Source organism: Arthrobacter sp. 05L421 (genome assembly GCF_056397785.1).
The window spans coordinates 65,098-91,689 of record NZ_JBFTOC010000009.1 but is presented as its reverse complement, the minus strand read 5'-3'; the positions used below and the strand labels follow the sequence as shown (position 1 = coordinate 91,689).

20 protein-coding genes and 1 pseudogene are annotated in these 26,592 nt (G+C 66.6%); 4 read left to right on the top strand and 17 right to left on the bottom strand.

The window, feature by feature from the left end; genetic code table 11:
* Positions 1-188 precede the first annotated feature (188 nt).
* The 14 genes and pseudogenes from AC1DKQ_RS12530 to dinB all read right to left on the bottom strand — a co-directional run bounded on the left by AC1DKQ_RS12530 (position 189) and on the right by dinB (position 17,889).
* Entirely contained in the window at positions 189-1,091 is a 903-nt protein-coding gene (locus AC1DKQ_RS12530) for a cell division protein FtsQ/DivIB (RefSeq protein WP_476919149.1), read from the bottom strand.
* Positions 1,084-2,484: a UDP-N-acetylmuramate--L-alanine ligase gene (gene murC, locus AC1DKQ_RS12525; RefSeq protein WP_476919148.1), complete on the bottom strand. Its 1,401-nt coding sequence runs from the start codon at positions 2,482-2,484 to the stop codon at positions 1,084-1,086. The genes AC1DKQ_RS12530 and murC overlap by 8 nt, the downstream gene beginning before the upstream one ends.
* A 4-nt stretch (positions 2,485-2,488) precedes the next feature.
* Positions 2,489-3,643: an undecaprenyldiphospho-muramoylpentapeptide beta-N-acetylglucosaminyltransferase gene (gene murG, locus AC1DKQ_RS12520; protein ID WP_476884878.1), complete on the bottom strand. Its 1,155-nt coding sequence runs from the start codon at positions 3,641-3,643 to the stop codon at positions 2,489-2,491.
* Positions 3,644-3,944: 301 nt separating this feature from the next.
* A pseudogene (ftsW, locus tag AC1DKQ_RS12515) lies at positions 3,945-5,303 on the bottom strand (putative lipid II flippase FtsW); the annotation flags it as partial.
* Positions 5,304-5,305: 2 nt separating this feature from the next.
* Positions 5,306-6,907, bottom strand: a complete 1,602-nt coding sequence (gene murD / locus AC1DKQ_RS12510; RefSeq protein ID WP_476919147.1) for a UDP-N-acetylmuramoyl-L-alanine--D-glutamate ligase — start codon at positions 6,905-6,907, stop codon at positions 5,306-5,308.
* Entirely contained in the window at positions 6,889-7,998 is a 1,110-nt protein-coding gene (mraY, locus tag AC1DKQ_RS12505; protein ID WP_476884880.1) for a phospho-N-acetylmuramoyl-pentapeptide-transferase, read from the bottom strand. Before mraY ends, murD begins: the two co-directional genes overlap by 19 nt.
* Positions 7,995-9,590, bottom strand: a complete 1,596-nt coding sequence (locus AC1DKQ_RS12500) for a UDP-N-acetylmuramoyl-tripeptide--D-alanyl-D-alanine ligase (protein WP_476919146.1) — start codon at positions 9,588-9,590, stop codon at positions 7,995-7,997. The genes mraY and AC1DKQ_RS12500 overlap by 4 nt, the downstream gene beginning before the upstream one ends.
* A gap of 6 nt (positions 9,591-9,596) precedes the next feature.
* Positions 9,597-11,270 carry a UDP-N-acetylmuramoyl-L-alanyl-D-glutamate--2,6-diaminopimelate ligase gene (locus tag AC1DKQ_RS12495; protein WP_476919145.1) on the bottom strand — a complete coding sequence of 558 codons (1,674 nt, stop codon included), beginning with the start codon at positions 11,268-11,270 and terminating at the stop codon, positions 9,597-9,599.
* Between the two features lie 148 nt (positions 11,271-11,418).
* Positions 11,419-13,221, bottom strand: coding sequence for a peptidoglycan D,D-transpeptidase FtsI family protein (locus tag AC1DKQ_RS12490; RefSeq protein ID WP_476884883.1), 1,803 nt, complete (start codon positions 13,219-13,221; stop codon positions 11,419-11,421).
* 41 nt (positions 13,222-13,262) lie between these two features.
* The gene (ftsL, locus tag AC1DKQ_RS12485; protein WP_476884884.1) at positions 13,263-13,943 is read right to left on the bottom strand and encodes a cell division protein FtsL; all 681 of its coding nucleotides are present in this window, start codon (positions 13,941-13,943) and stop codon (positions 13,263-13,265) included.
* Positions 13,940-14,938: a 16S rRNA (cytosine(1402)-N(4))-methyltransferase RsmH gene (rsmH, locus tag AC1DKQ_RS12480; protein ID WP_476919144.1), complete on the bottom strand. Its 999-nt coding sequence runs from the start codon at positions 14,936-14,938 to the stop codon at positions 13,940-13,942. The genes ftsL and rsmH overlap by 4 nt, the downstream gene beginning before the upstream one ends.
* Positions 14,939-15,132: 194 nt before the next feature.
* Entirely contained in the window at positions 15,133-15,561 is a 429-nt protein-coding gene (gene mraZ / locus AC1DKQ_RS12475) for a division/cell wall cluster transcriptional repressor MraZ (RefSeq protein WP_476884886.1), read from the bottom strand.
* A gap of 401 nt (positions 15,562-15,962) precedes the next feature.
* Positions 15,963-16,328 carry a DUF3040 domain-containing protein gene (locus AC1DKQ_RS12470; RefSeq protein WP_476884887.1) on the bottom strand — a complete coding sequence of 122 codons (366 nt, stop codon included), beginning with the start codon at positions 16,326-16,328 and terminating at the stop codon, positions 15,963-15,965.
* Positions 16,329-16,632: 304 nt separating this feature from the next.
* A complete protein-coding gene (gene dinB, locus AC1DKQ_RS12465; RefSeq protein ID WP_476919143.1) occupies positions 16,633-17,889 on the bottom strand; it encodes a DNA polymerase IV in 1,257 nt (418 codons plus the stop codon).
* Positions 17,890-18,004: 115 nt separating this feature from the next.
* Between dinB and AC1DKQ_RS12460 the strand changes: the two genes are divergently transcribed.
* Together AC1DKQ_RS12460 and AC1DKQ_RS12455 are read left to right on the top strand one after the other, a co-directional pair.
* Positions 18,005-18,532, top strand: coding sequence for a hypothetical protein (locus AC1DKQ_RS12460; protein ID WP_476884889.1), 528 nt, complete (start codon positions 18,005-18,007; stop codon positions 18,530-18,532).
* Positions 18,529-19,623 carry a polyprenyl synthetase family protein gene (locus tag AC1DKQ_RS12455; protein WP_476884890.1) on the top strand — a complete coding sequence of 365 codons (1,095 nt, stop codon included), beginning with the start codon at positions 18,529-18,531 and terminating at the stop codon, positions 19,621-19,623. The genes AC1DKQ_RS12460 and AC1DKQ_RS12455 overlap by 4 nt, the downstream gene beginning before the upstream one ends.
* Positions 19,624-19,748: 125 nt before the next feature.
* Here the strand turns inward: AC1DKQ_RS12455 and AC1DKQ_RS12450 are convergent, their stop codons facing one another.
* Complete coding sequence (locus AC1DKQ_RS12450) at positions 19,749-20,102, bottom strand: Rv2175c family DNA-binding protein (protein ID WP_026538795.1); 354 nt, start codon at positions 20,100-20,102, stop codon at positions 19,749-19,751.
* Between the two features lie 307 nt (positions 20,103-20,409).
* Here AC1DKQ_RS12450 and AC1DKQ_RS12445 point away from each other — a divergent pair, with 307 nt between their 5' ends.
* Together AC1DKQ_RS12445 and AC1DKQ_RS12440 are read left to right on the top strand one after the other, a co-directional pair.
* Complete coding sequence (locus tag AC1DKQ_RS12445) at positions 20,410-21,822, top strand: LysM peptidoglycan-binding domain-containing protein (RefSeq protein WP_476919142.1); 1,413 nt, start codon at positions 20,410-20,412, stop codon at positions 21,820-21,822.
* A gap of 103 nt (positions 21,823-21,925) precedes the next feature.
* On the top strand, positions 21,926-24,094 hold the full coding sequence (locus AC1DKQ_RS12440) for a Stk1 family PASTA domain-containing Ser/Thr kinase (RefSeq protein ID WP_476919141.1): 2,169 nt from the start codon (positions 21,926-21,928) through the stop codon (positions 24,092-24,094).
* A 122-nt stretch (positions 24,095-24,216) separates the two neighbouring features.
* On the opposite strand, the gene AC1DKQ_RS12435 is transcribed toward AC1DKQ_RS12440, so the two are convergent.
* Together AC1DKQ_RS12435 and AC1DKQ_RS12430 are read right to left on the bottom strand one after the other, a co-directional pair.
* Entirely contained in the window at positions 24,217-25,608 is a 1,392-nt protein-coding gene (locus AC1DKQ_RS12435) for a class II 3-deoxy-7-phosphoheptulonate synthase (protein ID WP_476919140.1), read from the bottom strand.
* A gap of 88 nt (positions 25,609-25,696) precedes the next feature.
* Positions 25,697-26,584 (bottom strand): lysophospholipid acyltransferase family protein, encoded by an 888-nt coding sequence (locus tag AC1DKQ_RS12430; protein WP_476919139.1) that lies wholly within the window; start codon positions 26,582-26,584, stop codon positions 25,697-25,699.
* Positions 26,585-26,592 lie beyond the last annotated feature (8 nt).

Sequence of the window (26,592 nt, the reverse complement as noted above, 5' to 3'; positions counted from 1 at the left end):
GTCCAGCTTGAACCTTTTAACCTTAACCTTCGACTTGAAGGTTATAGTTATGTCAAGTAACTCATGTCTGTGACGGTATTTCCTATGCCGGGGACATTCAATAACCGCCGCCGCGTGTCGCGGGAATACCGGGCAAATAGGCCCTGTATGTGCTCCCGAGCGCAGCTGGACGTCCCTCGGCGTCGCAGCTACCGCGTGACGGGGTGCCGCGGCACGCTGACATCGTAAACGTTGACGGGGTTTTTCGGGTCGGCCGGGACCTTCAGGAGGGCGGAAAGGACCCGCGCCTTCAGTTCCTTCTCCCCCGCGTTGCCCCAAACTATTCTCTGCCCGTCGTCGAGTTTGAGTTCGACGGCGTCGGCGGAGGAGGCGGAGGCGTTGGAGAGCCGCGCCAGCACGTCGGCCGGCAGAGCCCCGAGCACCGCTGTGATGGCCTGGAACAGGTCCTTCGGAAGCGTCCCGCTGCCGCCGTCGATCACGGGGAGCGATACCGAGGCGGCATCCGCGGTGGTGCTGAGTTGGACACCGTCGACGTCCACCAACTGGAATGTCTTGCCCTGCTTGACCAGGGCCACGGGAATGCGCTCGGTGACGTGCACCTGCAAGGTGGCGGGCGGCAGCGCCTTCGCGGTGACGGCTTTGACCTGGACCAGCGGCTTGAGCAGGGCTGTGACCTCCTCCTCGCTGATCTGAGGCAGTGGCTTGCCCTGAAGGGGCGCCAGGGCGGCCTTAACCTGATCGGGCTTCAGCATCTTCGTGCCCTCCACCGTGATCGTCCGCAAGGCGAGCACCGGCGAGTAGACCGCGGCCGCGACGATCCCGGCCATCAGCACGGCCACGATGGCGATGGTGCTGAGCAGGATGCGCCGGCGGCGTTTGCCCCTGGGCTCAGGGAAGGACAGCACCTTGCCCGAACCGATATCCGCTGTGCCCTGCGGGTGCTGAGTGTTCTTCGAGTGGCCGCTCCCGGCGTCTGCGGCGTTCTTGGATGCAGAAATGACATCCGTGCCCGTTCCGCCGGACGGCGGCCGGGAGCCGGTTCCGGAGGCGTTGGATCCGCCCCGGTAGGTGGGCCGCCTGGTGCTAGGCACCGGCGGCCTCGATCGTCAGGGCATCGACAATCAGGGGCCCGTAGGCCGTGACGTCGCCGGCGCCGGCAGTCAGCACGATGTCCCCGGGGCCGGCGTCGGCCAGAAGTGCCTGCACAGCCTCCCCGCCCGGTCCGATGAGGCGGCCGCCGGAGCCCAGGTGCTCGGCGATCAGCCCGCTGGTGACACCGGGAATGGGATCCTCGCGGGCTGGGTAGATGTCCAGGACCAGGGCAGTGTCCGCCGTGTTGAGGGCTTCGGCGAAGTCGCGCGCAAATTCGCGGGTCCGGGAAAACAGGTGGGGCTGGAAGAGTACGTGCACCTTGTGCTGCCCGGCGACGGCCCGCGCCGCGGACAGGGCGGCCCGGACTTCCGTGGGGTGGTGGGCGTAGTCGTCGTAGACGCGGACGCCGCGCCCCTCCCCCTTGAACTCGAAGCGGCGCGAGGCGCCGGAGAAGTGGGCCAGTGCCGCCGCCGCGGTCTCTGGCGCGACGCCGAGTTCAATCGCCACGGCGAAGGCGGCCGCAGCGTTGAGCGCGTTGTGTCGGCCCGGAACCTGGAGTTCGACGCCGAAGGTGCCGGCCGTCGTCGAGATCTCCACCTGGCCCGGTTCGGCGTCGTGCAGCCGGATGGAGGCGTCGGCCGCCGTCCCGTAAAGGACCACGCGGGTGTTGCCGCGGGCCAGGGTGCGCTCGGCCAGGGCCCTTGCCCCGGGGTCGTCCGCGCAGGCAACCAGGACTCCGTCGGCCGGGAGCAAGGCCGTGAAGCTGTCGAAAGAGGCGTAGACGGCCTCGGCGGTGCCGTAGAAGTCCAGGTGGTCCGGCTCGACGTTGGTTACTACGGAGATCATGGGGCGGTAGTTCAGGAAGGAGCCGTCTGACTCGTCGGCCTCCGCCACGAAGATCCCCGCGGTGCCGTGGGCCGCGTTGACGCCGAGCGCCGGGACGTTGGCGCCGATGGCGAACGACGGGTCCAGTCCGGCGCCCTGCAGCAGCACCGTGATCATGGAGGTCGTGGTGGACTTGCCGTGCGTTCCGGCGACTGCCACCACGGTGTCATCCGCCATGGTGGCGGCCAGCGCCTCGGAGCGGTGCAGCACCGGAAGCCCGGCGGCGCGCGCCGCTGCGAGCTCGGGGTTCTCGGGCCGGATCGCCGAGCCGGCGACCACCGTCTGGGCGTCGCCGAGGTTGCCGGGAGCATAACCGACGGCGATCCGTGCCCCGGCGGCTGCGAGGTCTCCCATGACGGGCAGCGACTTGGCGTCGGAGCCGCTCACCGGGATGCCTCGCGCCACCATGATGCGGGCAACGGCGGACATGCCGACGCCGCCGATGCCGATGAAGTGAACGCGGCCGAGGGATTCGAGGGAACGCGTTCCGTGTTGGGGCTGGGTCATTGCTCTACTGCTTCCTGCCGTGCTGTGTCGGGCGCTGCTGGTTTCTGCTGAGCGTGCTTGAGGACGCTACTTCGAGGATGAGATCGGCCATGCGCCGGTCTGCGTTCCGGATGCCGAGCTGTTCGGAGCTGGCGGCCATCCGGGCCAGCTTGTCCGGGTCCCGCAGCAGCGGAATGAGGTTTTCGCGGATCCAGTCCACGGAGAAGGCCTTGTCATCGACGATCAAGGCGCCGCCCGCGGCGACGAGGCCCGCAGCGTTCAGCGCCTGTTCGCCGTTGCCAATGGGCAGGGGGACGAAGACGGCGGGGACGCCCACCGCGGCCACCTCGCAGACGGTTGCGGCTCCGGCACGGGCCAGCAGCAGATCCGCCGCGGCGTAGACGGTTTCCATGCCGTCCACGTATTCCATCTGCCGGTATCCCGGCGCGGCGAGCGGCCGGCCGTCGGCGTCGTGCACGGACTTGCCGCGGCCGGTGATGTGCAGAGTCTGCACGCCGGCGTCGGCGAGGGCTCCCACGGCCGCGGCGAGGGACCGGTTGATGCTCTGGGCCCCTGACGAGCCGCCCGTGACAATGAGCGTCGGTTTGTCCGCGTCCAGCCCGAGAGCCTGCCGGGCACCGGCCTGGGCGGCAGCGCGGTCGAGGCCGGAAATTTCGGGTCGCATCGGCATGCCGACGTGCCGTGCACGGCCCAGTTTGGTCGCGGCGAAAGCGACGGCCACGTGGGCGCCGAGGCGTGCACCGACACGGTTGGCCAGGCCGGGGCGGGTGTTGGCCTCGTGGACCACAATCGGGATCTTCCGGCGCCGGGCCGCGACGTACATAGGCGTGCACACATAGCCCCCGACTCCCACCAGGACGTCGGCGCCTGCCTCATCCAGGATGGAACCCGCCTGCTTCACCGCACCGGCCATCCGGCCCGGCAGCCGGAGCAGGTCCGCGGACGGCTTGCGCGGGAGCGGGACCTTGCTGATGGTGGCGAGGTCCAGCCCGGCCGCCGGGACCAGCCGCGCCTCCATCCCGCCGGGGGTCCCCACAGCCAGGAGCTGCACTCCGGGGCGGGACTGCCGGAGGGCCCCGGCGATGGCCAGCAGCGGGCTGATGTGGCCGGCGGTTCCGCCGCCGGCAAGGACCACGGACAAGGGCGTCTCGGTGTTCATGAAGGGCTGTTTACGCTTTCGTACGGTTTGTGGAGGCGGAGTTCTTGATGGTGGGGATTTTGCCGGCAGTGTTTTTGCCGGTGGAGATCTGGGCCGATGACTTGTTGGCCGCGTTCCCGGAGCTGTTCCCGGCGCCCTTGGCGGCGCCATTGGCGGCGCCCTTGGCGACGGGGTTGCCAGCGGGGCGGCCGGCTGACTTGGCGGCGGGTCGGGCGGCGGACCGGCTGGCCGCAGTGCTGGCGGCGGACCGGCCGGCGGCCCGGGCAGCGCGGGCGCGCCGCACGGAATTGGCGAAGGCGGCCGGGCCGAACCTGAGCATCTTCTTCGGCTGCATGCCCGGGTCCATCTGGGCCCGGGCCAGGGACAGGACGACGCCGATTGCGCACAGCGACATCAGCAGGGCCGAGCCGCCGTAGGAAATGAAGGGCAACGGGACGCCGATCACCGGTGCCAGCCCGGTGACCACGGCCATGTTGACGCTGGCCTGCCCCAGTAGCCAGACCATGATCGCGCCGGCCAGGACGCGGTGGAAGACATCGTGCTGTGCGACGACGACGCGGTAGATGGCGGTGCCGAGGATGGCGAAGAGGACCAGGACGACGATTGTCCCCACCAGACCGAGCTCCTCGCCGATGATCGCGAAGATGAAGTCGTTGTGCGCTTCCGGGATCCAGCTGTACTTCTGCCGGCTCTGGCCTAGTCCGACGCCGAACCACCCGCCGGACGCGAGCCCGTACAGGCCGTTGGTGGACTGGTAGTTCAGGTCTGAGCCATCGGCGCAGGTCTGGCCCGTCCAGGACAGGATGCGGCACATCCGGTTCGGGCTCGTGACGGCGAGGACGGTCGCGCCAATGGCCAGTAGCGCCCCGGAAATGGCGAAGAAGGAGAGCCGGACGCCGGCGAAGAACAGTGCGGCAGCCACGATGATCATCACAATCATGGCCGTGCCGAGGTCGTTTCCGGCGAGAATGAGGACCAGGACCACAACAGCACCCGGGAACACGACGGGAATGAGCGCGTGGCGCCATTCCTGGAGAAGCTTCGCTTTGCGGTCAAGCACTGTGGCCATCCAGAGCGCGAGGGCAAGCTTGGCGGCTTCGGAGGGCTGGAAGGTGAAGGGGCCGACGTCGATCCAGTTCTGGTTACCCAGGGCGCTGCGTCCCACGAGAAGGACCAGTCCCAGCAGCGCAACGGCCAGGAGCATGAGCCACCAAGCGACGCGCCTGAGCCAGACGACGTTGACGCGTGAGAGGACAAACATCGCGAAAACGCCAAGCGCGGCGAATCCGCCCTGTTTGAGGGCGGCGGAGTACGGCGACTCCCCTGCCGCGATGGCTTCCACACTGGAGGCGGAGAGGACCATCATGATGCCGATCGCAGTCAGCGCCAGGGTAGAGCCAAGAATGAGGTAGTACGTGGACCCGTTGCGGGACTTGCCGGTGCCTTCGAGCGCCGACCAGAAGCCGCGGTTCCAGGCAAGCACCCGGGCTGCCGGAGTCACAGCGGGCCTGCCGGGCGTTGATGCCGCACCGGCGCTTCGGGCACCGGCGCTCCCGGTGCCGGACGTGCTGCTGCCGGCGGGCTTGCCACTGGCACCGCCACTGGTGGCCCGGCCTGCGGCGGCTGGTGCCGCCGTCGTACGTGTGGGCGTGCTGACCATTGTTACTCCTCGCTGGTCTGAGCCTGCCCTTCCACGAGCTCGCGGACAGCTTCGATGAAGGCATCGCCACGGTGAGCATAGGAAGAGAACTGGTCCATGGAAGCAGCCGCCGGGGCCAGGAGCACAGTGTCCCCGGAAGCGGCCAGCTGCGCCGCCGAGGCAACGGCCTGGGCCATCACAGTCTCGCTGAAAATCGGCGAAGGGCCTGCGGCGGCTTTGGCCGTTCCGGCAGTCTGCACGTCTTCAGTCTCACCCTTGGCCGGCAAGATCACGGGGACATCGGGCGCGTGTCGCTTCAGCGCGGCCTGCAGATCGGTGGTGTCCATGCCGATCAGGACCACGGCTTTGAGCCGGTTGCCCTGTTCCTGGATCAGGGAGTCATAGTTCACGCCCTTGGACAATCCTCCGGCGATCCACACCACGTTCTGGAACGCGGACAAAGCGGCGGCGGCGGCGTGCGGGTTGGTGGCTTTGGAGTCGTTGACCCAGAGCACGCCCCCATGGCGGGCCACGGGCTGGATCCTGTGGTCGCCCGGGAGGTAGTTCAGCAGGCCCTGGCGGACTGCCGACGGCTCCACGCCGTAAGCCCGGACCAGCGCGGCCGCTGCCAGCGCGTTCGCCACCATGTGGCGCGGTGCTGCCGACCCCAAGTCAGCAATGGAGGCGAGTTCGGCGGCGCTGTCCTTGCGTTCGGCGATGAAGGCGCGGTCCACTAACAGCCCCTCCACGACGCCGAGCATGCTGATGGCCGGCGTCAGTGTGGTAAAGCCCACGGCCCGGCAGCCTTCCACTACGTCCGCGTCCTCGACCATGCGTTCGGTCTCGATCTGCTCGGCGTTGTAGATGCAGGCCTTCTGCGTGTTTGTGTAGACCTTGGCCTTGTCGGCCAGGTAGGAGGCGTAGGAGCCATGCCAGTCCACGTGGTCTTCGGCGACGTTGAGGCACACGCTGGCCACCGGGGACACCGAGTGGCTCCAGTGCAGCTGGAAACTGGAGAGTTCCACCGCGAAGGCGTCGTAGGCCACCGGGTCGCGCAGGGCGTCCAGGATCGGGGTCCCGACGTTGCCGACGGCGATCGCCTTGAGCCCGGCGGCCTGGAGCATGGACTCGGTCAGACCGACCGTGGTGGTCTTGCCGTTGGTGCCTGTAATGGTCAGCCAGTCGGCGGTCTTGCGGCCCTTGCGTTCGCGGAGCCGCCACGCGAGTTCGACGTCGCCCCACACCGGAATGTGCGCCCGCGCGGCAGCGGCGAGCATGGCCTGGTCCGGGCGCCAGCCCGGGGACGTTACGACCAGGTCAGGCTTGTGCCCGTCGATCTTAGGAACGGACTCCACTGCTTCTTCGCCCAGCAGGACGTCAGTGGCGCCGACGATCCGGAGCGTGTCGGCCTGGGCCAGCGCCTTGGCGCTGGTGGCGGCGTCCACCACCACCACCCGGGCACCGAGTTCAATCAGGGTATCGGCGGCGGCGAAACCCGAGACGCCGATGCCGGTAACCACGACGCGCAGGCCGGACCAGTCGGAGTCCCAGGTGGTGAGTCCCTGCAGCCGGGGTGAGGTGGTGAGCGGGGCGGGGATCGGTCCGGTCACAGCAGCACCACCCATTCGGCGTAGAAGATGCCCAGGCCAGCGGCGACAAACAACCCGGACAGGATCCAGAACCGGACCACCACCGTGACTTCGGCCCAGCCCTTGAGTTCAAAGTGGTGCTGCAGCGGTGCCATCTTGAAGAACCGTTTGCCCTTGGTGAGTTTGAAGTAGCCCACCTGGATGATGACCGAGAGCGTGATGAGGACGAAGAGTCCGCCGATGAACGCCAGCAGCAGCTCGGTGCGGGACAGGATGGCGAACGCTGCAACAGCGCCGCCGATGGCCAGGGAGCCTGTGTCGCCCATGAAGATCTTCGCGGGCGAGGTGTTCCACCACAGGAATCCGACCATCGCCGCGCTCAGGATGGCAGCCAACAGGGCCAGGTCCAGGGGGTCGCGGACCGAGTAGCAGCCACCGCCGGCCTGCCGCGGGGACCCGCACGCCTGGTTGCTTTGCCAGATGCCCATGAGCGTGTACGCCCCGAACACCATGACCGAAGCGCCGGCCGCGAGGCCGTCAAGGCCGTCGGTGAGGTTCACACCGTTGGTCGCGGCCGTGACGATCAGGTTGGACCACAGCACAAACAGGATCGCTCCAAGCACCGTCCCGGCGAAGGCCAGGTTAAGCCACGGAATATCGCGCACCAGCGAGATCTGGGTAGAAGCCGGCGTCAGGCCGGCAGCGTTGGGGAAGTTCAGCGCCAGCACGGCGAAAACGATGCCAACGGCGCCCTGGAGGATCAGCTTGGCCTTGGTATCCAGCCCCAGGCTGCGCTGCTTCGAGATCTTGATGAAGTCGTCCAGGAAACCGACCAGCCCCATGCCCACCATCAGGAACAGCAGGAGCATACCGGAGGCGCTAGGTCCCGGGGAGTGCGGGTTCATCATCCACATGAACAGGTGCGTGAGCCCGTAGCTGACCAGTACGGCCAAGACCACCACGGCGCCACCCATGGTGGGTGTACCGCGCTTCGTGTGGTGGGACGTGGGTCCGTCGTCCCTAATAAATTGTCCGTAGCCCTTGCGGACCAGGAAACGGATGAACAGCGGGGTGCCCACAAACGCGAGGAACAGCGCCATTCCGGCGCCCATCAGCAGTGCAATCACAGCTGTGCACTCCCTTCGGTGGCGGTTGCGGCAGTTCCCTCAGCAGATCGCTCGGGAGAGTCTTTGGTGGCATGTGGGGGTAATGCTATCCGATCCCCCAAGTGGCGCAGCCCGATGCCGTTCGAGGACTTGAACAGGACCAGGTCGCCGGGCTGGAGCTCGGCTTGAAGAAGCTCGTAGGCCTCGTCCGCAGTCTCGGCGAAAACGCATTCATCGCCCCAGGAGCCCTCGTTGACGGCCGAGACATACAGCGACCGGGCTTCCCGGCCCACCACGACGAGACGGGAGATATTGAGCCGCACCACCTGGGTGCCGACTGCGATGTGCTCACGGATCGAATCCGGTCCAAGTTCCAGCATGGCGCCCAGGACCGCCCAGGTGCGCCGGCCCTGGCCCAACTCGGCCAGCGTCCGCAGTGCCGCCCGCATGGACTCCGGGTTGGCATTGTAGGCATCGTTGATGACGGTCACGCCGTCAGGACGCTCAGTGCGTTCCATCCGCCAGCGGCTGGCGGCAGCCTGCTCGCTGAGCGAGGCCGCGATCTGCGCGCCGGGGATGCCGGCCGCGTGCGCCGCAGCAGCAGCCGCGAGGAGGTTGGCCATGTGATGGGCGCCGATCAGCTTGGCGGCAACGTGATACCGGGTTGATCCTTGCGGGGTTTCCCCGTGCGGGGCCCCGTCGGCGGGGAGGTAAAGCTCAAATTCGGGATGGCCTTCGGCGTTCAGTTCCACACCCTCGGCCCTGACCATATTGGCTTGGGCCACGTCCGCCTGGGCCACCTCCGCCTGGACGCCGTCGCCCTGGCCCATGCCGGCCGCGCGGGAGGTATATCCGAGCACGCGGGCCCTGGTCCGGGCGGCCATCGCGGCGACGCGGGAGTCGTCCAGGTTCAGCACAGCGGTGCCGTTGGCCGGGAGCGCTTCAACGAGTTCGCCCTTGGCGACCGCGATGTTCTCGACGCCGCCGAATTCGCCGGCATGGGCGGAGCCGACGCCGAGGACGACGCCGATCTCCGGCCGGACCATGTCCGCGAGGTACTGGATGTGGCCGATGCCCGTGGCGCCCATTTCGATGACGAGGTAGCGGGTGTCGAGATCTGCTTTGAAGACCGTGAGCGGGACGCCGATCTCGCCGTTGTAGGATCCCTGCGGCGCGACGGTGGTGCCTTCGGCGCCGGCAGCCGCGAAGATCCCGGCGAGCAGGTCTTTCGTGGTGGTCTTGCCGGCGGAACCGGTGATGCCGATCACGGTGAACGCGGCGCCGGCGGCCGCGCGGCTGGCGCGGATCCGGCGGACCGATTCAGCGGCCAGCGCGCCCATGGCGAGGACAGCGTCCTCAACGACGACGGCGGGAAAGTTCGTGCCGGCCGCGTCGGCGACTTCGCGCTCGACGAGTGCCAGGACGGCGCCCCGGTCGAAGGCGGCGCCCACGAAGTCGTGCCCGTCGGCGTTCTCCCCCGGTTTGGCCACATAGAGGGAACCCGCCGTGGCCTCGCGGGAGTCGGTCACCACGGATGCGGGGGTAATTCCCGGTTCCGCAGCGAGCCGGCCGTTGGTTATGTCGGCGATTTCCGCCGCTGTAAGTGCAATCATCTCGGTTTAGGACTCTATCCGGTGGTCTTCGAGAACGGTGAATCCCCGTGCTGTCAAGGCGTTCCGAAGCTCCACCCGGTCATCGAGTGCCAGGTTGACTCCCTTGACTTCCTGCCACACCTCGTGGCCGCGCCCGGCCACGAGGATGGTGTCCCCGGCTCCGGCGAGCTCCACGGCCTTCAGGATCGCTGCGTCGCGCGGGAAAACCTCCAGGACCTTGCAGTCCAGGCCCTCGTCGTCCTTGGCCGCCAGGGCCCCGGCGAGGACGTCCGCGCGGATGGCCGCCGCGTCCTCGTCGTGGGGATCGTCGTCGCTGACAATGACAGTGTCCGCCAGCCGGGCCGCGATGGCTCCCATGGCTGGGCGCTTGCTCTGGTCCCGCTGCCCGGTGGCGCCGAACACGATGATCACCTTGGATCCGGGTTCCGGGGACCGGACGGCCTCGAGGGCACGTTCCAGGGCGTCGGGGTTGTGCGCGAAGTCCACCACGGCCGCCGGGGCCGTGGACACGAGCTGCATCCGGCCGGGCACGGCGACGGTGAAGGGGTCCGCGGCGTCGAGGGCGGCCTGCACTTCGGCGGGCTCGTGGCCGCCGGCGAGTACCATCACCGTGGCCAGCGCCGCGTTGGCGACGTTGAATCCTCCGGGCAGGCCGGTGTGGACGCGCAGTTCGGCGCCGTCGCGGTGCCGGAGTACGAAGTCGGAGCCGAGGCCCCGCGGGGCAGTCTCCGCCACAGACCAGTCCGCAGTCCGGGCCAAAGTCCGGTCCTCGTCAACATCCCCGCTGCCGGTGGTCCCGGCCGTGGCGAGGGTCGTCACCGGGATTTGGGCCGCGTCCGCAAGCTTCCGGCCCCACGCATCATCGATAGTCACGACGGCGGCGCGGGCGCGTTCCGGCGTGAACAGCTGGGCCTTGGTCTGGAAGTATTCCTCCATGGTCCCGTGCAGGTCCAGGTGGTCCTGGGTGAGGTTGGTGAACCCGGCGACGTCGAACACCACGGCGTCCACGCGGTGGAAGGACACGGCGTGCGAGGAAACCTCCATGGAGGCGGCATCGAGCCCGCGTTCGCGCATGAGCGCCAGCAGCGCGTGCACATCCGTGGATTCGGGCGTGGTCAGCAGGCTCGGGATCGGCTCGCCGCCGGCCAGGATCTCGATCGTCCCGATCAGCCCGGTCCGTTTGCCCAGCGCCCGAAGGAGGGCGTTGATGAAGTAGGTGGTGGTGGTCTTGCCGTTGGTGCCCGTCACGCCGAAGAGGGCCGGTGCCCCGGCACCGTCGGGCCGGCTCTGGTAAATGAGTGCGGACAGCCTGCCCACCACGCTGCGCGGCTCGTCGGCCAGCAGCACCGGGACGGGGATGTCATTGGCCAGTGCCAGCAGACGCGCGCCGGCGTCGTCCGTCAGGACAGCCACAGCGCCGGCGTCGACGGCCTGGGACACGAAGTCGGCCCCGTGCCGTGCGGCGCCCGGCAACGCCACGTAGAGGTCCCCCGGGCGGACCGAGCGGGAGTTCAGGGAGATCCCGGTGACCGGGATGGAGCTGGAGGCCCCGGGAACGGCGACGCCGATCGCCGCACCGATGGCTGCCAGCGGCACTGCGGCAACCGCAGTTGGCCGGAAGCCAAGGGTGGAGTCATGGCCGGACGGCGCGGAAGCATCGGGGTCGGTGAGCTCTGACAAGTGGATCTCCGTTGTGGTGCTAGTGGTTCGGGCAATACATGGATCTGGCACTGCATGAATCTGACGCTGGCACGCAAACATGCTCCGGCGCGCAGGCACTGGGCAGTGGCGCCCGCTGATACCTTCCGGGTGCCAGGTGGAACGGGCGCTACTTGGCGTACTGCGGCAGCCGCACGGGTTCACCGGTGGAGGGCTGGACGTTGAATGTGCGCAGCGTCTGGCTCATCACCGAACGGAACACAGGTCCGTTGGTGATTCCGAAGATAGACCCCTTGGGCCGTTGCAGGACCACCTCAACAATAAACCGCGGATTGTCCATGGGCGCCATCCCGATGATCGAAGCGGTGTAGCCGCAGAAGCCGGATTTGCCGTCGTCGCACGGCGATTCGGAGGTGCCCGTCTTGGCGCCCACGCGGTACCCGTCGATCGCGGCCTCTTTGATTTCGCCCTCGGTCACCGCACTCTCCAGGATGTCGCGCACCTGCTTGGCGGTCTCCTTGGAGACGATCTGCTGCGGCGTCTTGGCCGGGACTTTGTCCTCGGATCCGTCCGGGTTGATGTAGCTGTCGATCAACCGCGGCTGGAGCATCACGCCGTCGTTGGCGATGCTCTGGTATGCCCGGACGGTCTGGAGAGTGGATTGCGCGACGCCCTGGCCAAAGAGGACGGTGTACTGCTGGCGGCCATCCCACTGGTCGGCCGGGGTCAGGATGCCCTTGGATTCGGCGGGGAGCCCAATGTCGGGGGCCTGGCCGATCCCGAACTTCTGCAGCCAGTCATGGCGCTGGTCCTTGCTCAGGCGCTGGCCCACCATGACCGTGCCGGTATTCATGGAATAGCCCACGATTCCGGCCAGCGTCCGGTGTTCGGTGCCGTGTTCGAACGCGTCGTTGAAGGTCTGCCCGTCCACGGTGTAGGCCGGCGGAACGGTGAAGGTGTCCAGCGGGCTGGACTTGCCTTCCTGGATCGCGGCGGCGGCCGTAATCATCTTCTCCACCGAGCCGGGCTCATAGGAGGCGGTGACGGCCCGCACTCCGCGGTCCTCGGCAGGAACCTTGCCGGGGTCGTTGGGATCCGGGGAGTCGGTGTCCGCCATAGCGATGATGTTGCCGGTCTTGATGTCGGAGACCACGATCACACCCCACTCGGCGCTGAGCTTGTCCTTCTGGCTTTGGATCGCCTGTTGGGCAAAGTACTGCAGGTCCGAATTCAGCGTGAGCTTGATGTCCTTGCCGTTGATCGCCGGCGTCAACTCGTCCACGCCCACGGGGATCCGCAGCCCGTCGGCGCCGATTTCGAACACGCGCTTGCCGGGGGTTCCTTTGAGGATCTCGTCCTGGGTCTGTTCGAGCCCGGCCTGCCCCGTGGTGCCGTCCTTGAGAAACCCTACAATCCCACCGGCCACGGAGCCGTTGGGATATACCCGCTTGCTGGTGCCTACAGTGACAATGCCCGGAATTGACAGCTTGGAGACCTGGTCCTCGACGTCCGGTTTCAAGTCCTTGGCCACGATGTAGTAGCGCTGGGTTCCGGTCAGGGCATCGCGCAGGGCGTCGCGGTCCATGCCGAGCACTCCGGCCAGTTCGGAGATGCCCTGGTCGCGGGTGACTTTGACGAGTTCGTCTTTGCCCTTGATGGTTTCGAGCCGGCGGAAGGATTCGGTCTTGGTGTTGACGGTCTGGTCCACCACGATGTTGTAGCGGATGACGCTGCTGGCCAGGACGGTGCCGGAGGAATCGAGAATACTGCCGCGCTCTGCGGGCAGCACAATGGGCGTGAGCCGGTTATTGAGGGCGGCCTCGGCCATGCCCCCGATGTCCAGGCCCTGGACCATGAACAGCTTGCCGCCGACCACCAGCAGGAGCGCCAGCATGATGCCGAGTCCCCAGCGGAGCCGCCGGGTGGCGTTTGGGGCTTTCGCCTTGTTTGCCTTGCCGGAGTTCTTCGCCACGGTGAGTCCTTGCTGCTTGCCTTGCTGGTGGTCAGTGAACGTTACTGCCCGGGGGTCTTCTGTGCTGGGGCGGGAACCGATCCGCCGTGGAGCTCGACGGCGGGGGCTGCGGGCGGCGCGGGGGCGGCAGGCGCCGGCGCCGGCTTGGCATCAGCCGGTTTGGTGTCGGACGGCTTGGCGTCTGTTTGTGTCGTTTTGCGCTGGGCGAGCGGTTCATTCTCCGTGGCCGGCGGGACGACATTGAGCGCTCCGGCGAGGGCCGGCGCGGCGATGACGGCGCCCGGGGCGTCGCCCTTGACGGCCGGCTTCGCCTTGCCGGTGACTTTGAGGGTAGACAGATCGATCTGGCCCTTGGCAAGGGAAGCCACCATGCCCAGTTCCGTGGCCTTGGCCGCGAGGTTCTGGGGGGCGTCGAAGTTCTGGACCTGCTGAGTGAGGTCCTGGTTCTGCTTAGTCAGGGTGGTCTGCTCACTGCGGAGTTCGACCAGTTGGTACTGGGCCGAGGAGACGGAGATGTTCAGGACCAGCACGGCCATGAGGGCAATCGCCAGGAGGCCGAAGCAGAGGACCACGAATGGTGCGCGGCGTTTGCGGGGCACCGAGCGGACTACGGAAAGCGGAGTGCGCGCCTTCCGGGGCTGATCTACGCCGGGGCGGCCTGGCAGGGCACGGGCGGTGGCGCCCTGGGCAACGGGGTAGCTGTTGACGGCGGCGTTGCTCATGCTGCTCTCCTGGCTTTGATGCGTTCGACGGCGCGCAGCCGGGCGGAAGCTGCGCGGGGGTTTTCGGCGATTTCAGCGGCGGTAGGTACCTCAGTGCCCTTCGTCAGGGTTTTGAGTTGGGCTTTGTGCTCTTCGAGCTCTACCGGGAAGCCGAGCGGGGCCGAGGACTTCGACCCGGCCTGGAAGAAGCCCTTGACGATCTTGTCTTCCAACGAGTGGTAGGACATGACCACCACGCGGCCACCGAGGGCGATGGCCGCGATGGCTGCCGGGATGGCGCGTTCCAGGACGTCCAGTTCCTCGTTGACCTCGATCCGGAGTGCCTGGAAAGTGCGTTTCGCGGGGTGGCCGCCGGACTTGGCGGCGCCGGCGGGCACCACGGACCGGATCTGTTCGACGAGTTCTCCGGTGGTGGTGAAGGGCTTTTCGGCGCGCGCGGCCACGATCCTGTTCGCGATGCGGCCGGCGAACTTCTCTTCGCCCCATTTCCGGATGATCCGGACGAGTTCTTCTTCGCTGTAGTTGTTGACGACGTCGGCGGCAGTCTGGCCGCGGCTGGTGTCCATCCGCATGTCCAGGGGCGCGTCGAAGGAGTAGGCGAAGCCGCGCTCCCGCTCGTCCAGCTGGAGGGACGAGACGCCGAGGTCCATCAGCACACCGTGGACCTCGGTGAAGCCCAGGTCCGCGAGGACGTCCGGGATTTCGTCGTAGACGGCGTGAACGAGGTCGGTCCGGTTCGCGAAGCGGGCCAGCCGCGCCCCCGCCAGCGCCAGGGCTTCCTCGTCGCGGTCGATGCCGATCAGGTGGAGGTCGGGAAAGCGCTGGAGAAGGGCCTCGGAGTGTCCGCCCATGCCGAGCGTCGCGTCGATCACCACGGGGGTCTCACCGCGGCTCCGCGCCGCCTCGAAGCCAGGGGCCAACAAATTGATGCACCGGTCCTTGAGGACCGGTACATGGCGTTCGGACGTAGGCTTCGCCTGGTCGGGATCAGTCACGCCGTCGTCCTTTCGTTGCGGGAGTTTGTCGGCTGCGGGTGGTTGGGGCTCTTACGCAACGTTCCTTGGTCCAGATCCCCATCCGCGCCTACCCTGCGCCGGCCTGGCTCCGGGGAAGTGAGCCAGGACAACAACCGGATGGGCGGCTGGAGATCTCGATCAAGGAACGTTGTTTGCTTGTGGATCAGTGGGGTTCAGAGAATCCCCGGAATAGCGTCGTCAGTCTCCGAGAAGGCGGTTTCCTTTTCGGCCAGGTACTCGTTCCAAGCCTGGGCGTCCCAGATCTCCGCGCGGGATCCTGCGCCAATGACGGCGAGTTCCCGGCCTAGACCTGCGTACTCCCGGAGCGCCGACGGAATGGTCACGCGCCCCTGCTTGTCAGGTACCTCGTCCGAGGCTCCAGAGAGGAAAACACGGATGTAGTCACGTGCCTGCTTGGAGGAAATTGGAGCCTCCCGCATCTGCTCGTGAACCCGACCGAATTCAGCCTCACTAAAGACGTAGATGCAACGCTCCTGGCCCCTTGTGAGAACCAGCCCGCTGGCAAGTTCCTCGCGGAACTTCGCGGGGAGGATAATTCGACCTTTTTCGTCCAGACGCGGCGAATGTGTGCCGAGAAACACGGCCCACCGCCCGTCTGTTCTAGAAAGTCCAACGTCCCCTGTGTTGCCACTACCCTCTTACGCCCTCCACATTACTCCACATCGCTCCACAGTCAACGACACGCCCGGGATGTTTAGACAAATTTGCGGATGTTTATCCCCTTTCTTCCCAGCATTTGCAGGGAAACAGGATTGGTGGGGGAAAGTGGAGCGATTTTGCCTGCTTGCCTCATCCGCCGTCGCGATTCGGGGCGCGGACCGGCCCCAGCGTGGAAACAATTCGACGGTGACACCCTTTTGTGTCCCGGTCGCAGCAACATTTCTGCTTTAAATGGCGAAAGACCCGCCGAAGCGGGTCTCGCGCCGTCCCCGGTGTACCGGTGGCGGGAAGTGGAGGGCCTAAGGGGCCGTCACGGATTGGCTCAGGATTCGCCCCCGTGGCGTTCGTCCCAGCGCTGCTCAAGATTGCTCATGAACGAACTCCTGGGTTTGCCTTTGCGGCCGGCTGCCCGGGCCTTGCCGACGGCCGAACTGCGCATGGTTGCGAAATAGACGCCGGCGCCCATGACTACAAAGCCCACGACTCCGACGATGATGATTTGCGTCGACACTCCAACCAATAACAGCAGCACGCCCGCGAGAGTCGCGAGCACGCCCATCACCAGATGGCGCGTGGACCAGGATCGTCCGGGGACCGAACCCATCTGGCTTGCAAACTTTGGGTCGTCCTCATGCAGCTGCTTCTCAAGTTGCTCCAGCAACTTCTGTTCGTGCTCCGAGAGCGGCATCACGACCTCCTCATGTCTGCCAACGTCCGGGCGTGACGTGGCCATTGCCCTTATCCCCTAACGCCCGGGATTGCGAAGTGGTTCCCGTTCACCGCCTTTGGTGAACGGGGCCATTCAAAGTCCCGCGCCGGTCTGAGCTGCCCAGGTCGCCCGAACGGTCGATCCAGTAGTCCTAAACCTAGGTACTAATAAGGATAGATTGTTGCGGCCTGTTCTGAAAGACAGTCTTAAGGCCCTGTCACGTGCCCGGAACCGCTTGTCCGAAACCCCTGCTGTGACGACACCGCAAATCCCTGGGCCAGCCTCATTCGAGGGGACCCCCGGGATCCAAGAGCCGCGCCGGTAGAACCGACTTATTGCCGAATTTCCGGGTGACAGCATCGAGGGCTTGTTCGGCAGCCCGCCAGTTGTCGTCCCGGCGATCCAGGCTGAGCTGCAGCGGGGCGTGGGCTGCCTCTTCCAACTGTTCGGCCCGGATGCCAACCAACCGGACTGTCATGGGCCTCTCGCCCACGGATTCCAGGAGTTGCACGGCCACGGCGTAAAGGAGTTGGGCGCTGTCGATCGGTGTGCTGACGGTGCGGCTGCGGGTAATGGTCGAAAAGTCCGCGTAGCGCAGCTTGAGCGCCACGGTGCGTGCGTGCATGCCGGCGCCGCGGAGGCGCTCCGCCGTCCTATGCGAAAGCCGCAGCAACTCCCGGTGCAACAGGGCCTCATCTGCGGTGTCAGTAGCAAACGTCTCTTCGGCTCCAATGCTCTTTTCCAGCCGGACCGGCGTCACGGGCCGGGGATCGATGCCCCAGGAGAGCCGGTAGACGTGTTCCCCCGAGGCGCCCAGCAGCTTCCGCAGCGAGGGCAGCGGCGACGCGGCGACGTCCGCTACCGTCCGGACGCCCATGCGGGCCAGCACTTCGACGGTCTTGCCGCCGACGCCCCAGAGCGCGCTGACAGGAAGGCTGTGCAGGTACGTGAGCGTTTCCTCAGGCTTGATCAGCAGCAGCCCGTTTGGCTTGCACCGGGTGGATGCGATCTTGGCCACAAACTTGCTCGCGGCAATGCCCACCGACGCCGTGATGCCCAATTCCCGGAAGACGCGGGCCCGGATCAGTTCCCCAATCTCACGGGGCGGACCAAGCCTGCGGATGGCTCCTCCGACGTCGAGGAAGGCCTCGTCCACGCTGAGCGGCTCGACGAGGTCCGTGATCGAACCAAAGATTTCCATGATCTGGCTGGAGACTTCGTAGTAGAGCTTGTGGCGAGGTTCGATGATGGCAGCCGAAGGGCACATTCGTGCCGCCACCACCATGGGCATCGCTGACCTGACGCCAAATGCCCGGGCCTCGTAGGACGCCGAGAGCACCACGGACCGGTCGGCCGGGTAGCCCACAATCACAGGCTTTCCCTTCAGCTCGGGACGGCTGCGCAGCTCCACCGAGACAAAGAACGCGTCCATGTCCACGTGCATGATGCTGCTGCGCCGAAGGTCCAGCAGGGATTCCCCGCTCAGGCGGCCGGAAGGCTGGATATGGGGCTGCGCATTCGGCGGCCCCGGAGGGTGCATATTCCTCTGCACTCGCTGCTGATTGTCTGCGTCCGGCCCCACGTCTTCAATCCTATGCCCGGGGACTGACTAAACTGGAGGCTGATTCCGCTTCAACACCAGGAGGAAAGTCTCTGTGAAGGTATTTGGACAGCGCAAACGTGCCACAGTGGCCATCGCGGCGGCGGGCACGCTCTTGGCCTTGGCCGCATGCACGCCTGCCAGCTCCGAGAGCCTGGCGACGTCGTCGGCGGCAAACCCGGCCGCATCTGCGCAGTCCTCCACTACGGCTCCCCCCAGTCCGTCCGCGGAGCCCGGCACATCGGCGACGGTCGGCGCCCTGGTTCCCGGCTTCCCGCAGAAGCTCCTGCCGCTCATGCCCGGAGCCAAAGTGGTGTCCAGCAGCTTGGATAAGACCACCGTGCCGGCAACCGTGGCACTGGTCGGCAGTATCACTGCCCCCGCTGCCGATGCCCTGGCCTATTACACCAAGGCCCTGCAGGCACAGGGCTTCAAGCCCGTACCCGGTGAAACCGTGGGCGCCCTGCCCTCCAAGGACTTCCTGCGCGGGGACAACGAAACCGTGAACATCTCCGTCATGCAGACAACTGGTGTGTCCACGTTCACGATCGGTGCGAACGTCGCTGCCGAGTCCGTCAAGTGAGTCTCGCGGAACAGCTGAGGCTCGAGCAGACGGACTACGTGGCCGCCGTCGCCGGCAAGCTTACGGAGTTCCTGACCAGCCGCCAGGCCGTCATGTCCTCGATCTCCCAGGACATCGATCCGCTCATGGGCTCGATCTCAAACCTGGTCACGGGCGGAAAGCGCCTGCGGGCGCTCATGTGCTACTGGGGCTGGCGTGGCGCGGGCGGGGAGGCCGGCGCGGCCGAGGTGGTCACGGCCGGCTCGGCCCTGGAGCTGTTCCAGGCTGCGGCCCTGATTCACGATGACATTATTGACCGCTCGGATACCCGCCGTGGCGGCCCGAGCGTTCACCGCCGGTTCATCGAACTGCACGAGGCCCAGGGCTGGGCGCTGGACAGCGAGCGGTTCGGCCACGCGGCAGCAATCCTGACCGGGGATCTCTGCCTGTCCTTCAGTGAGGAATCGTTCACGGAAATCGGGCACCGCGCCGCCTCCGGCAGCCCGGCACGGCTGATCTTCAACCTTATGCGGGCCGAAGTGATGGCCGGGCAGTACCTGGACATCCTGGAAGAGGTCGCCGGGCCCAGGCGGGACCGCGCCGGAGCAGTCAGCCGGGCCCAGTCCATCATCCGGTTCAAGTCGGCCAAGTACTCCACCGAACACCCGCTCGCTCTGGGCGGTGCCCTGGCCGGCGCCGGTGATGAGCTGCTGCGCGGCTATTCCGCCTTCGCCCTGCCGCTCGGTGAGGCATTCCAGCTGCGGGACGATGTCCTTGGCGTTTTCGGCGACCCCGTCACCACGGGCAAACCTGCCGGGGACGATCTCCGTGAGGGCAAGCGCACGGTCTTGGTGGCTTTCGCCCTGGACCAGGCCTCGGCGCCCGAATCAGAGTTTATCGACGCCAAACTGGGCAGTCCCGATCTCAGCGACGCGGACATCGAGGAGATCCGGCGGATCATCGTGGACTGCGGTGCGCTCCAGGCTACCGAAGTACTCATCGAGGAGTTCGGCAAGGCGGCCTTCGCTGCCCTGGACCTCCTGCCGCTTCAGGAGCTGCCCAAGACCGCGCTCCGCAGGCTGGCAGAGGCCACGGTCTCCCGAGCCGCCTAGCCCGGCCCTGCCAGGCCAAGGTGCCTGGAAAGCGGTGGGGCCGTGCACAGCGGCTTGCGCTGTACACGGCCCGTCATGGCACGTTGTTAATGCTGCTGCCGGCTCACTAGGCTGCCGGCGTGCTCCTACCAGGCCAGTGACTGCGCCCGGCGGCGGATTTCGGTCTTGCGCCCTTCCCGAAGGGCGTCGATCGGCCGGCCGCGGAGGGACTCGTCCGGGGTAAAGAGCCAGTTGATCAGTTCCTCATCGGAGTATCCGGCGTCCGAGAGGACAACAATGGTGCCCTTCAGGCTCTCCACTGCGTGCCCGTCCTGGATGAAAGCTGCAGGCACGGAGCGGATGCGCCGGTCGCCGATTCTCACGGCCGCCAGCGCACGTTCGTCCAGGAGTGCATGGACCTTGGTAATAGATACGTTCAGAAGCTGTGCGACATCGGGCAGGGGCAGCCATTCGCCCACGAGGCTTTCTACATTACTCACGGATAAAGATTGCCACGGCGGGTGCCCCCCCGCCTAGTCGGCAGCCGCAGAAATGACGGCCGCGGCCATGGCCGGTCCCGTGCGCCCGGATGCCGCCCGGGTCCGCGCGGGACCACGCATGGACGCCATTTGGCCGACACTCCGTCGGAGACTGGTTTGCAGAATGTCAAACAGTTCTTGTGCTAATTGCCAATTCATGAGAGATTCACATAGATCACATTTGTAACAGAAATAACTTTTGTCACACTGGTAACACCAGTTCTACAGGCCTGACCGCAGCGTTGCCGCTGAGAAGAGGATCTTTCCAATGACAACCTCACGTTCGCCACAGCTCCGTCCGGGGCGCAGCCTGCCGCTAATAGCGGCTTCTACGGCGGCGCTACCCGCCGTCATGCTTTCCTCCTTGGCGATTGCCCAGCCTGCCGCTGCCGAACCGCGTGTGCGTTCGGTCCCGGCAACCCTCGCGGCCGCCATGCGTGCCCAGGCAAAGACGGACGCGGCGACGTCCCTCAAAGCGGCACTGATCCCCTCCGCCTCCGTCCCGGCATCGCTGCCAAGCGCCATGCGGCCCGCGAAGTCTGCGGTTCCCGCTGTCTACACGATCGCCCGCGGCGACACCATCAGCGCCGTTGCTGGCCGCTACGGCCTGGACACTTTCGCCGTGTTGAAGTTGAACAACCTGCAGGCGAACACCATCATCTACCCGGGGCAGAAGATCAAGCTCACGGGATCGACGCCGGCCCCGGCAGCCAAGCCGGCCACCCCGGCCAAGTCAACGTCAGCCACCGTTGCGTCTGCCTCTGTTACTTCCGCCTCAGGCGCCGGCCGCGTCTACGTTGTGAAAGCAGGCGACACGCTGGGCGGAATCGCCGCGCGCCACGGCGTCGGACTTTCCGAGGTCTTCAAGTGGAACGGGCTCGGCATGAGCTCCGTGATCTATCCCGGCCAGAAGGTGAAGGTCGGCGGCGGTTCCAGCACCCCGGCTCCCACCGCGACAAAGCCGGCGACAAAGCCCGCGTCGTCGGCGCCCGCGCCGGCCAGCTCGGGCTCGTACACCATCAAGGCCGGCGACACCCTTTCCGGCATCGCGGCCCGCAACGGCGTCAGGCTCTCGGACGTCCTGTCGGCCAACCGGCTGACGATGTCGAGCATCATCTACCCGGGCCAGAAGCTCGTCATCCCCGGCGCGTCGACGATCGCACCGGCCTCGAGCAAGCCTGCTGCCACTACGCCTCTCGTGCCCAGCACGTTCCTCGGCTTCAGCTACCCGGCCGCCGTGGTCAGCTCGGCCAACCAGAACAAGGCGCTGCTCAACGCCTCGCCGGTGCCCAGCCGTACGCAGATGAAGTCCATCGTGGCGGACACGGCACGGCGCATGGGCGTGGACGCCAGCCTCGCCTTGGCCTTTGCCTACCAGGAGTCGGGCTTCGACCAGCGTGCGGTGTCACCGGCCAATGCGATCGGCACCATGCAGGTCATCCCGTCTTCGGGCCAGTGGGCCTCCGATCTCGTGGGCCGCAAGCTGAACCTCCTGGATCCGTACGACAACGCCACGGCAGGCGTCGCGATCATCCGCCAACTGGTCCGCACGAGCCCTGATCTCGAGAATGCGATCGCCGGCTACTACCAGGGTCAGTACTCGGTGAGCCAGAATGGCATGTTCGAGGACACCAAGGGGTACGTCGCCGCCATCAAGGCCAACCAGCGCCTGTTCGGCTAAATAAAGACTCCAGCACAAGCTCTTTTACAACGGAGATTGACGCTACGGGCCCGGATCGCATGTTGATTCGGGCCCGTTTCTGTCCAGCGACTACGATTGTAAGGTGCAAGATTACGTGCAGGACGCTCTCGTAGGGAACCTGGTGGACAACCGCTACCAGGTTCAATCCAGGCTTGCCCGCGGCGGGATGTCAACCGTGTACCTCGCCACTGACCAGCGCCTTGAGCGCGATGTCGCGCTGAAGGTGCTGCATCCCCATCTGGCCGATGACCCGCAGTTCCTCGACCGGCTGGGGCGCGAGGCCAAGGCCGCCGCGCGCCTTTCCCATCCCCATGTGGTGGGCGTCCTGGACCAGGGCGAAGACGGCCGGATCGCCTACCTGGTCATGGAATTCATCAAGGGCCACACGCTCCGGGACGTCCTCAATGACAAGGGCGCCCTGTCGCCGCGGCTGGCCCTGGCGCTGATCGACCCTGTGGTCGAAGGACTCGGCGCCGCGCACGCCGCCGGAATGATCCACCGGGACATCAAGCCGGAAAACGTCCTGATCGCCGACGACGGGCGGATCAAGCTCGGCGACTTCGGCTTGGCCCGCGCTATCTCCTCGTCCACGAGCACCGGCGCCCTGATCGGGACTGTCGCCTACATCTCCCCCGAACTTGTCCTGGGCAAACAGGCAGACGCCCGCAGCGACATTTATTCGGTCGGAATCATGCTGTACGAAATGATCACTGGCCGGCAGCCGTTCGACGGCGACGTTCCCATCCAGGTGGCCTACCAGCACGTCAATTCCACCGTGGAGGCTCCATCCTTGGAGGTGCCCGGGCTCGCCACGGAGATCGACGAACTCGTCCAGTGGTGCACTGACCGGGACCCGGACAAACGCCCCGTCGACGGGAGCGCACTGTTGTCCGAACTCCGGCACATCAGGACCAACCTCAGCGACGCCGAACTCGACCTCCAGCCGCCGGCGGCCGTTCGCAGCCCGCTGCCGGCCGTGGCCGCCCCGCCAAGCCGGCCGCCCGGCGGTACCGGCCCGCCGTCGGACGAGCAGACCGTGCGGGACGCACAGAATACAGCCTACGTGCCGGCGCCCACCGAAATGCCCACGGAAATGTACGGCAGCCTCGTCCAGCCCACCGAGACGATCTCCCGCGCCAGCGGCAACCCGACCACCGTGATGTCCCGCGCCCCGCGGCGTCCGGCCTACGGACCGTTGTCCACTCCGGACGAGGCGGCTTACGGCGCCGCCGGGTACGACGGCGATCCGGCGCAAGTCGCGGCAGCCCCCAGCAAACGCGCCCAGCGCAGGCTGGACAAGGACGAGGAGAAGGCGCGCCAGCGCGCCGCGGCCACGCCCACCAAGACCCTGCACGAGGGGAACCCGCGACGCCGCGGGCTGCTATGGATTGTCCTCCTCGTGGTCGCGGCGCTGCTCGCCGCCGTCGCCGGCTGGTTCTTCGGCATGGGTCCGGGCTCGCCAGGAACCATCCCCCCGGTGGCGAACAAGACCGTTGCCCAGGCCCAGGACCTGCTCCGCACGGCCGGGTTCCAGTCGATCGTCAAGGACGTCTACGACGACAACGTCTCCCCGGGCCTGGTGGTCGGTTCGGAGCCGAAAGCCGGCGAGGTCATCCGAAAGTTCCAACCCGTGTCCCTGGCCGTTTCCAAGGGCCCGCAGCTGTTCCCATTGCCGGATCTGACCGGCAAGACCCTGGACGAGGCCAAGGCAGCCCTCAACGGCGCCCAGATGGCCCTGGGACCAATTACCGAGACGTTCGATGAGAAGGCGCCTGCCGGGACTGTCCTTGCCATGGCGCCGCGCAGCGGCAACCCGGTGCGGCACGGGACGCCCGTGGGCCTCACTGTCTCGAAGGGCCCGCAGCCCATCCCGGTCCCGGATGTCCGGGGCCAGGAGCAGCGTGCCGCCGTGGACGCGCTCCAAGGCGCCGGGCTGAAGGCCGTAGTCGCCCCGGAACAGGTCAACGACAAGACTGTACCCAAGGGCGCCGTGGTGGCGCAGGACCCCGCCTCCGGCAACCTGACCAAGGGCGGTACCGTCACCCTGACCATCTCGAAGGGCCCGAAGCTCGTCGAAGTACCCAATTTCATCGGTAAACAGGCCACGGACGCCCAGGACGCCCTCGAACAGCTCGGCTTCAAGGTCCAGGTCGATGAGATCCTGGGAGGATTCTTCGGAACAGTCCGTGACCAGTTCCCCGTGGACACGAGCGTCCCCGAAGGCTCGCTTATCACCCTGAAGGTGGTCTGACAGTACCCTCTGACCGGACGCTGCCCGCGGCCGACCCACTCCACAGAAAAGCTCCGCCCGGCTGCATCAGCCGGGCGGAGCTTTTCTGTCAGAGCTACTCTATTTGTGAGCTTTGTTGCGGGTCAGCGCTTGGCGAGGGCACCGGCCACGAGGAACGCCATTTCGAGCGACTGCATGTGGTTCAGGCGCGGATCGCAGACCGATTCGTAGCGGTCGAGGAACGCTTCCTGGTCGATCGGGTCGGCTCCGCCGAGGCACTCGGCCACGTCGTCGCCCGTCATTTCCACGTGCAGTCCGCCGGGAACGGTGCCCAGCGAGTGGTGGACTTCGAAGAATCCGCGCACTTCGTCGATGACGTCGTCGAAATTGCGGGTCTTGTAGCCGTTGGGCGAGGTGACCGTGTTCCCGTGCATGGGGTCGGTGACCCACAGGACCTGGGCCCCGGAGGCGGTGACGCGCTCGACGATCGCCGGCAGCTTCTCGCGGATATTGCTGGCGCCCATCCGGGTGATGAAGGTGAGCCGGCCGGGCTCCCGGTCCGGATCCAGCTTGTCGATCAGGCGCAGGGCGTCGTCGCCGCTCGTCGACGGGCCGAGCTTCACGCCGATCGGGTTGCGGACGCGGGAGAGGAAGTCCACGTGAGCATGGTCCAGCTCGCGGGTGCGCTCCCCTATCCACAGGAAGTGCGCCGAGGTGTCGTAGGGCAGCCCGGTGCGCGAGTCGATGCGGGTCAGGGCGCGCTCGTAGTCCAGCAGCAGGGCCTCGTGGCTGGCGTAGAACTCCACGCGCTTGAGCGCCTCGAAGTCGGCGCCGCAGGAGGACATGAACTTGATGGCGCGGTCGATGTCCCGTGCCAGGGACTCGTAGCGGGCGTGGGCCGGGTTTTCGGTGAACCCCTTGTTCCACTGGTGCACCAGGCGCAGGTCCGCGAAGCCGCCCTGGGTGAAGGCACGGATCAGGTTCAGGGTCGAGGCGGAGGTGTGGTACGCCTTCAACATCCGGCCGGCATCATGGGCGCGGGAAACAGGCGTGAAGTCGTAGCCGTTGACGATGTCGCCGCGGTAGGCCGGCAAGGTGACGCCATCGCGCGTTTCATCGTTGGAGGATCGGGGCTTGGCGAACTGGCCAGCCATGCGGCCCATCTTGATCACGGGCATGGCCGCACCGTAGGTCAGGACGACGGCCATCTGCAGGATGGTCCGGACGCGGGCGCTGATCTTGTCCGCCGTCGCCGCTTCGAAGGTCTCGGCGCAGTCGCCGCCCTGGAGCAGGAACGCTTTGCCCTGTGCGGCGGCGGCGAGCCGCTCGCGAAGGATGTCCACTTCGCCGGCGAACACGAGGGGCGGGAGGACGGAAAGTTCCTTGACGGACGCCTCGAACACAGCCGGGTCCGACCATGTGGGCTGCTGCGAGGCCGGGATCTCCCGCCAGTTGTCCAGTCCGGGATAGTTGGCGGCTCCGCTCTGGGCGGTGCTGGTCAGCGGGGAAACTGGTTTCTCAGATAGCTCGGTCACTCTCTAAGGATAGTTGCCCCATCGACGTTCGGCGGCCCGGCCTGTCATTGACAGCTCCGTTGCCGTCAAATGGCACCCATGGCGCCAGTCAGGCGGTCCCGGGAAGCTCGGGGCCGTCATCCGCGGGCGTCGCCGGCGCGCCGGGATTGCGAGAGTTTTCGTCGGTTGTGTGGGGTGTTTTGTCCGGCGTTGTGCCGGGTGTCCGGTCGGGAGTTGTGCCGCGTGTCTTGTCGGCGGCCGGTTCCTGACGCGCGTCCGGATTCGCGGATGCTGTTACCGGTGATGCTTCCTGCGCTTTGCCTGCCAGACGGAGCTTCACGACGGCGGCGTACTCGTCCACGTATTCCTGACCGGACAGCCGCATGAGTTCATACATGATCTCGTCGGTCACGGAACGCTGGACCATTCGGTCATCCTCCATCCCGTAGTAGCGGCTGAAGTCGAGCGGTTCGCCAAAGATCATGCCGATGCGACGGATGTTGGGAACGCGCTTGCCGATCGGCTGGACTTTGTCCGTTCCGATCATCGCCACCGGAATGACAGGGACGCGGGCCTGCAGCGCCAAGCGGGCGACGCCCACCTTGCCGCGGTACAGGCGTGTGTCGGGGCTGCGAGTCCCCTCGGGATAGATGCCCATGAGCGAGCCGTTCCTGAGCACCTCCATGCCAGCGTTCAGGGACTGGGCGGACGCGGCTCCCCCGGACCTGTCCATGGGGAGCTGGTTGGTGAGCCGGAAGAAGGCCGCGGTCAGCCTGCCTTTGATTCCCGTCCCGGTGAAGTATTCGGATTTCGCCAGGAAGACGACCGGCCGCGGCACCATGAGCGGCATAAAGATCGAATCCGAGAAGGAGAGGTGGTTCGAGGCCAGGATCGCGGCGCCCTCGGCCGGGACGTTGTCGAGACCCTTGACCCAGGGCCGGAACAACAGCTTCACCACCGGTCCCAGGACAAACGTCTTCATGAACCAATAAAACACTCGGCGAC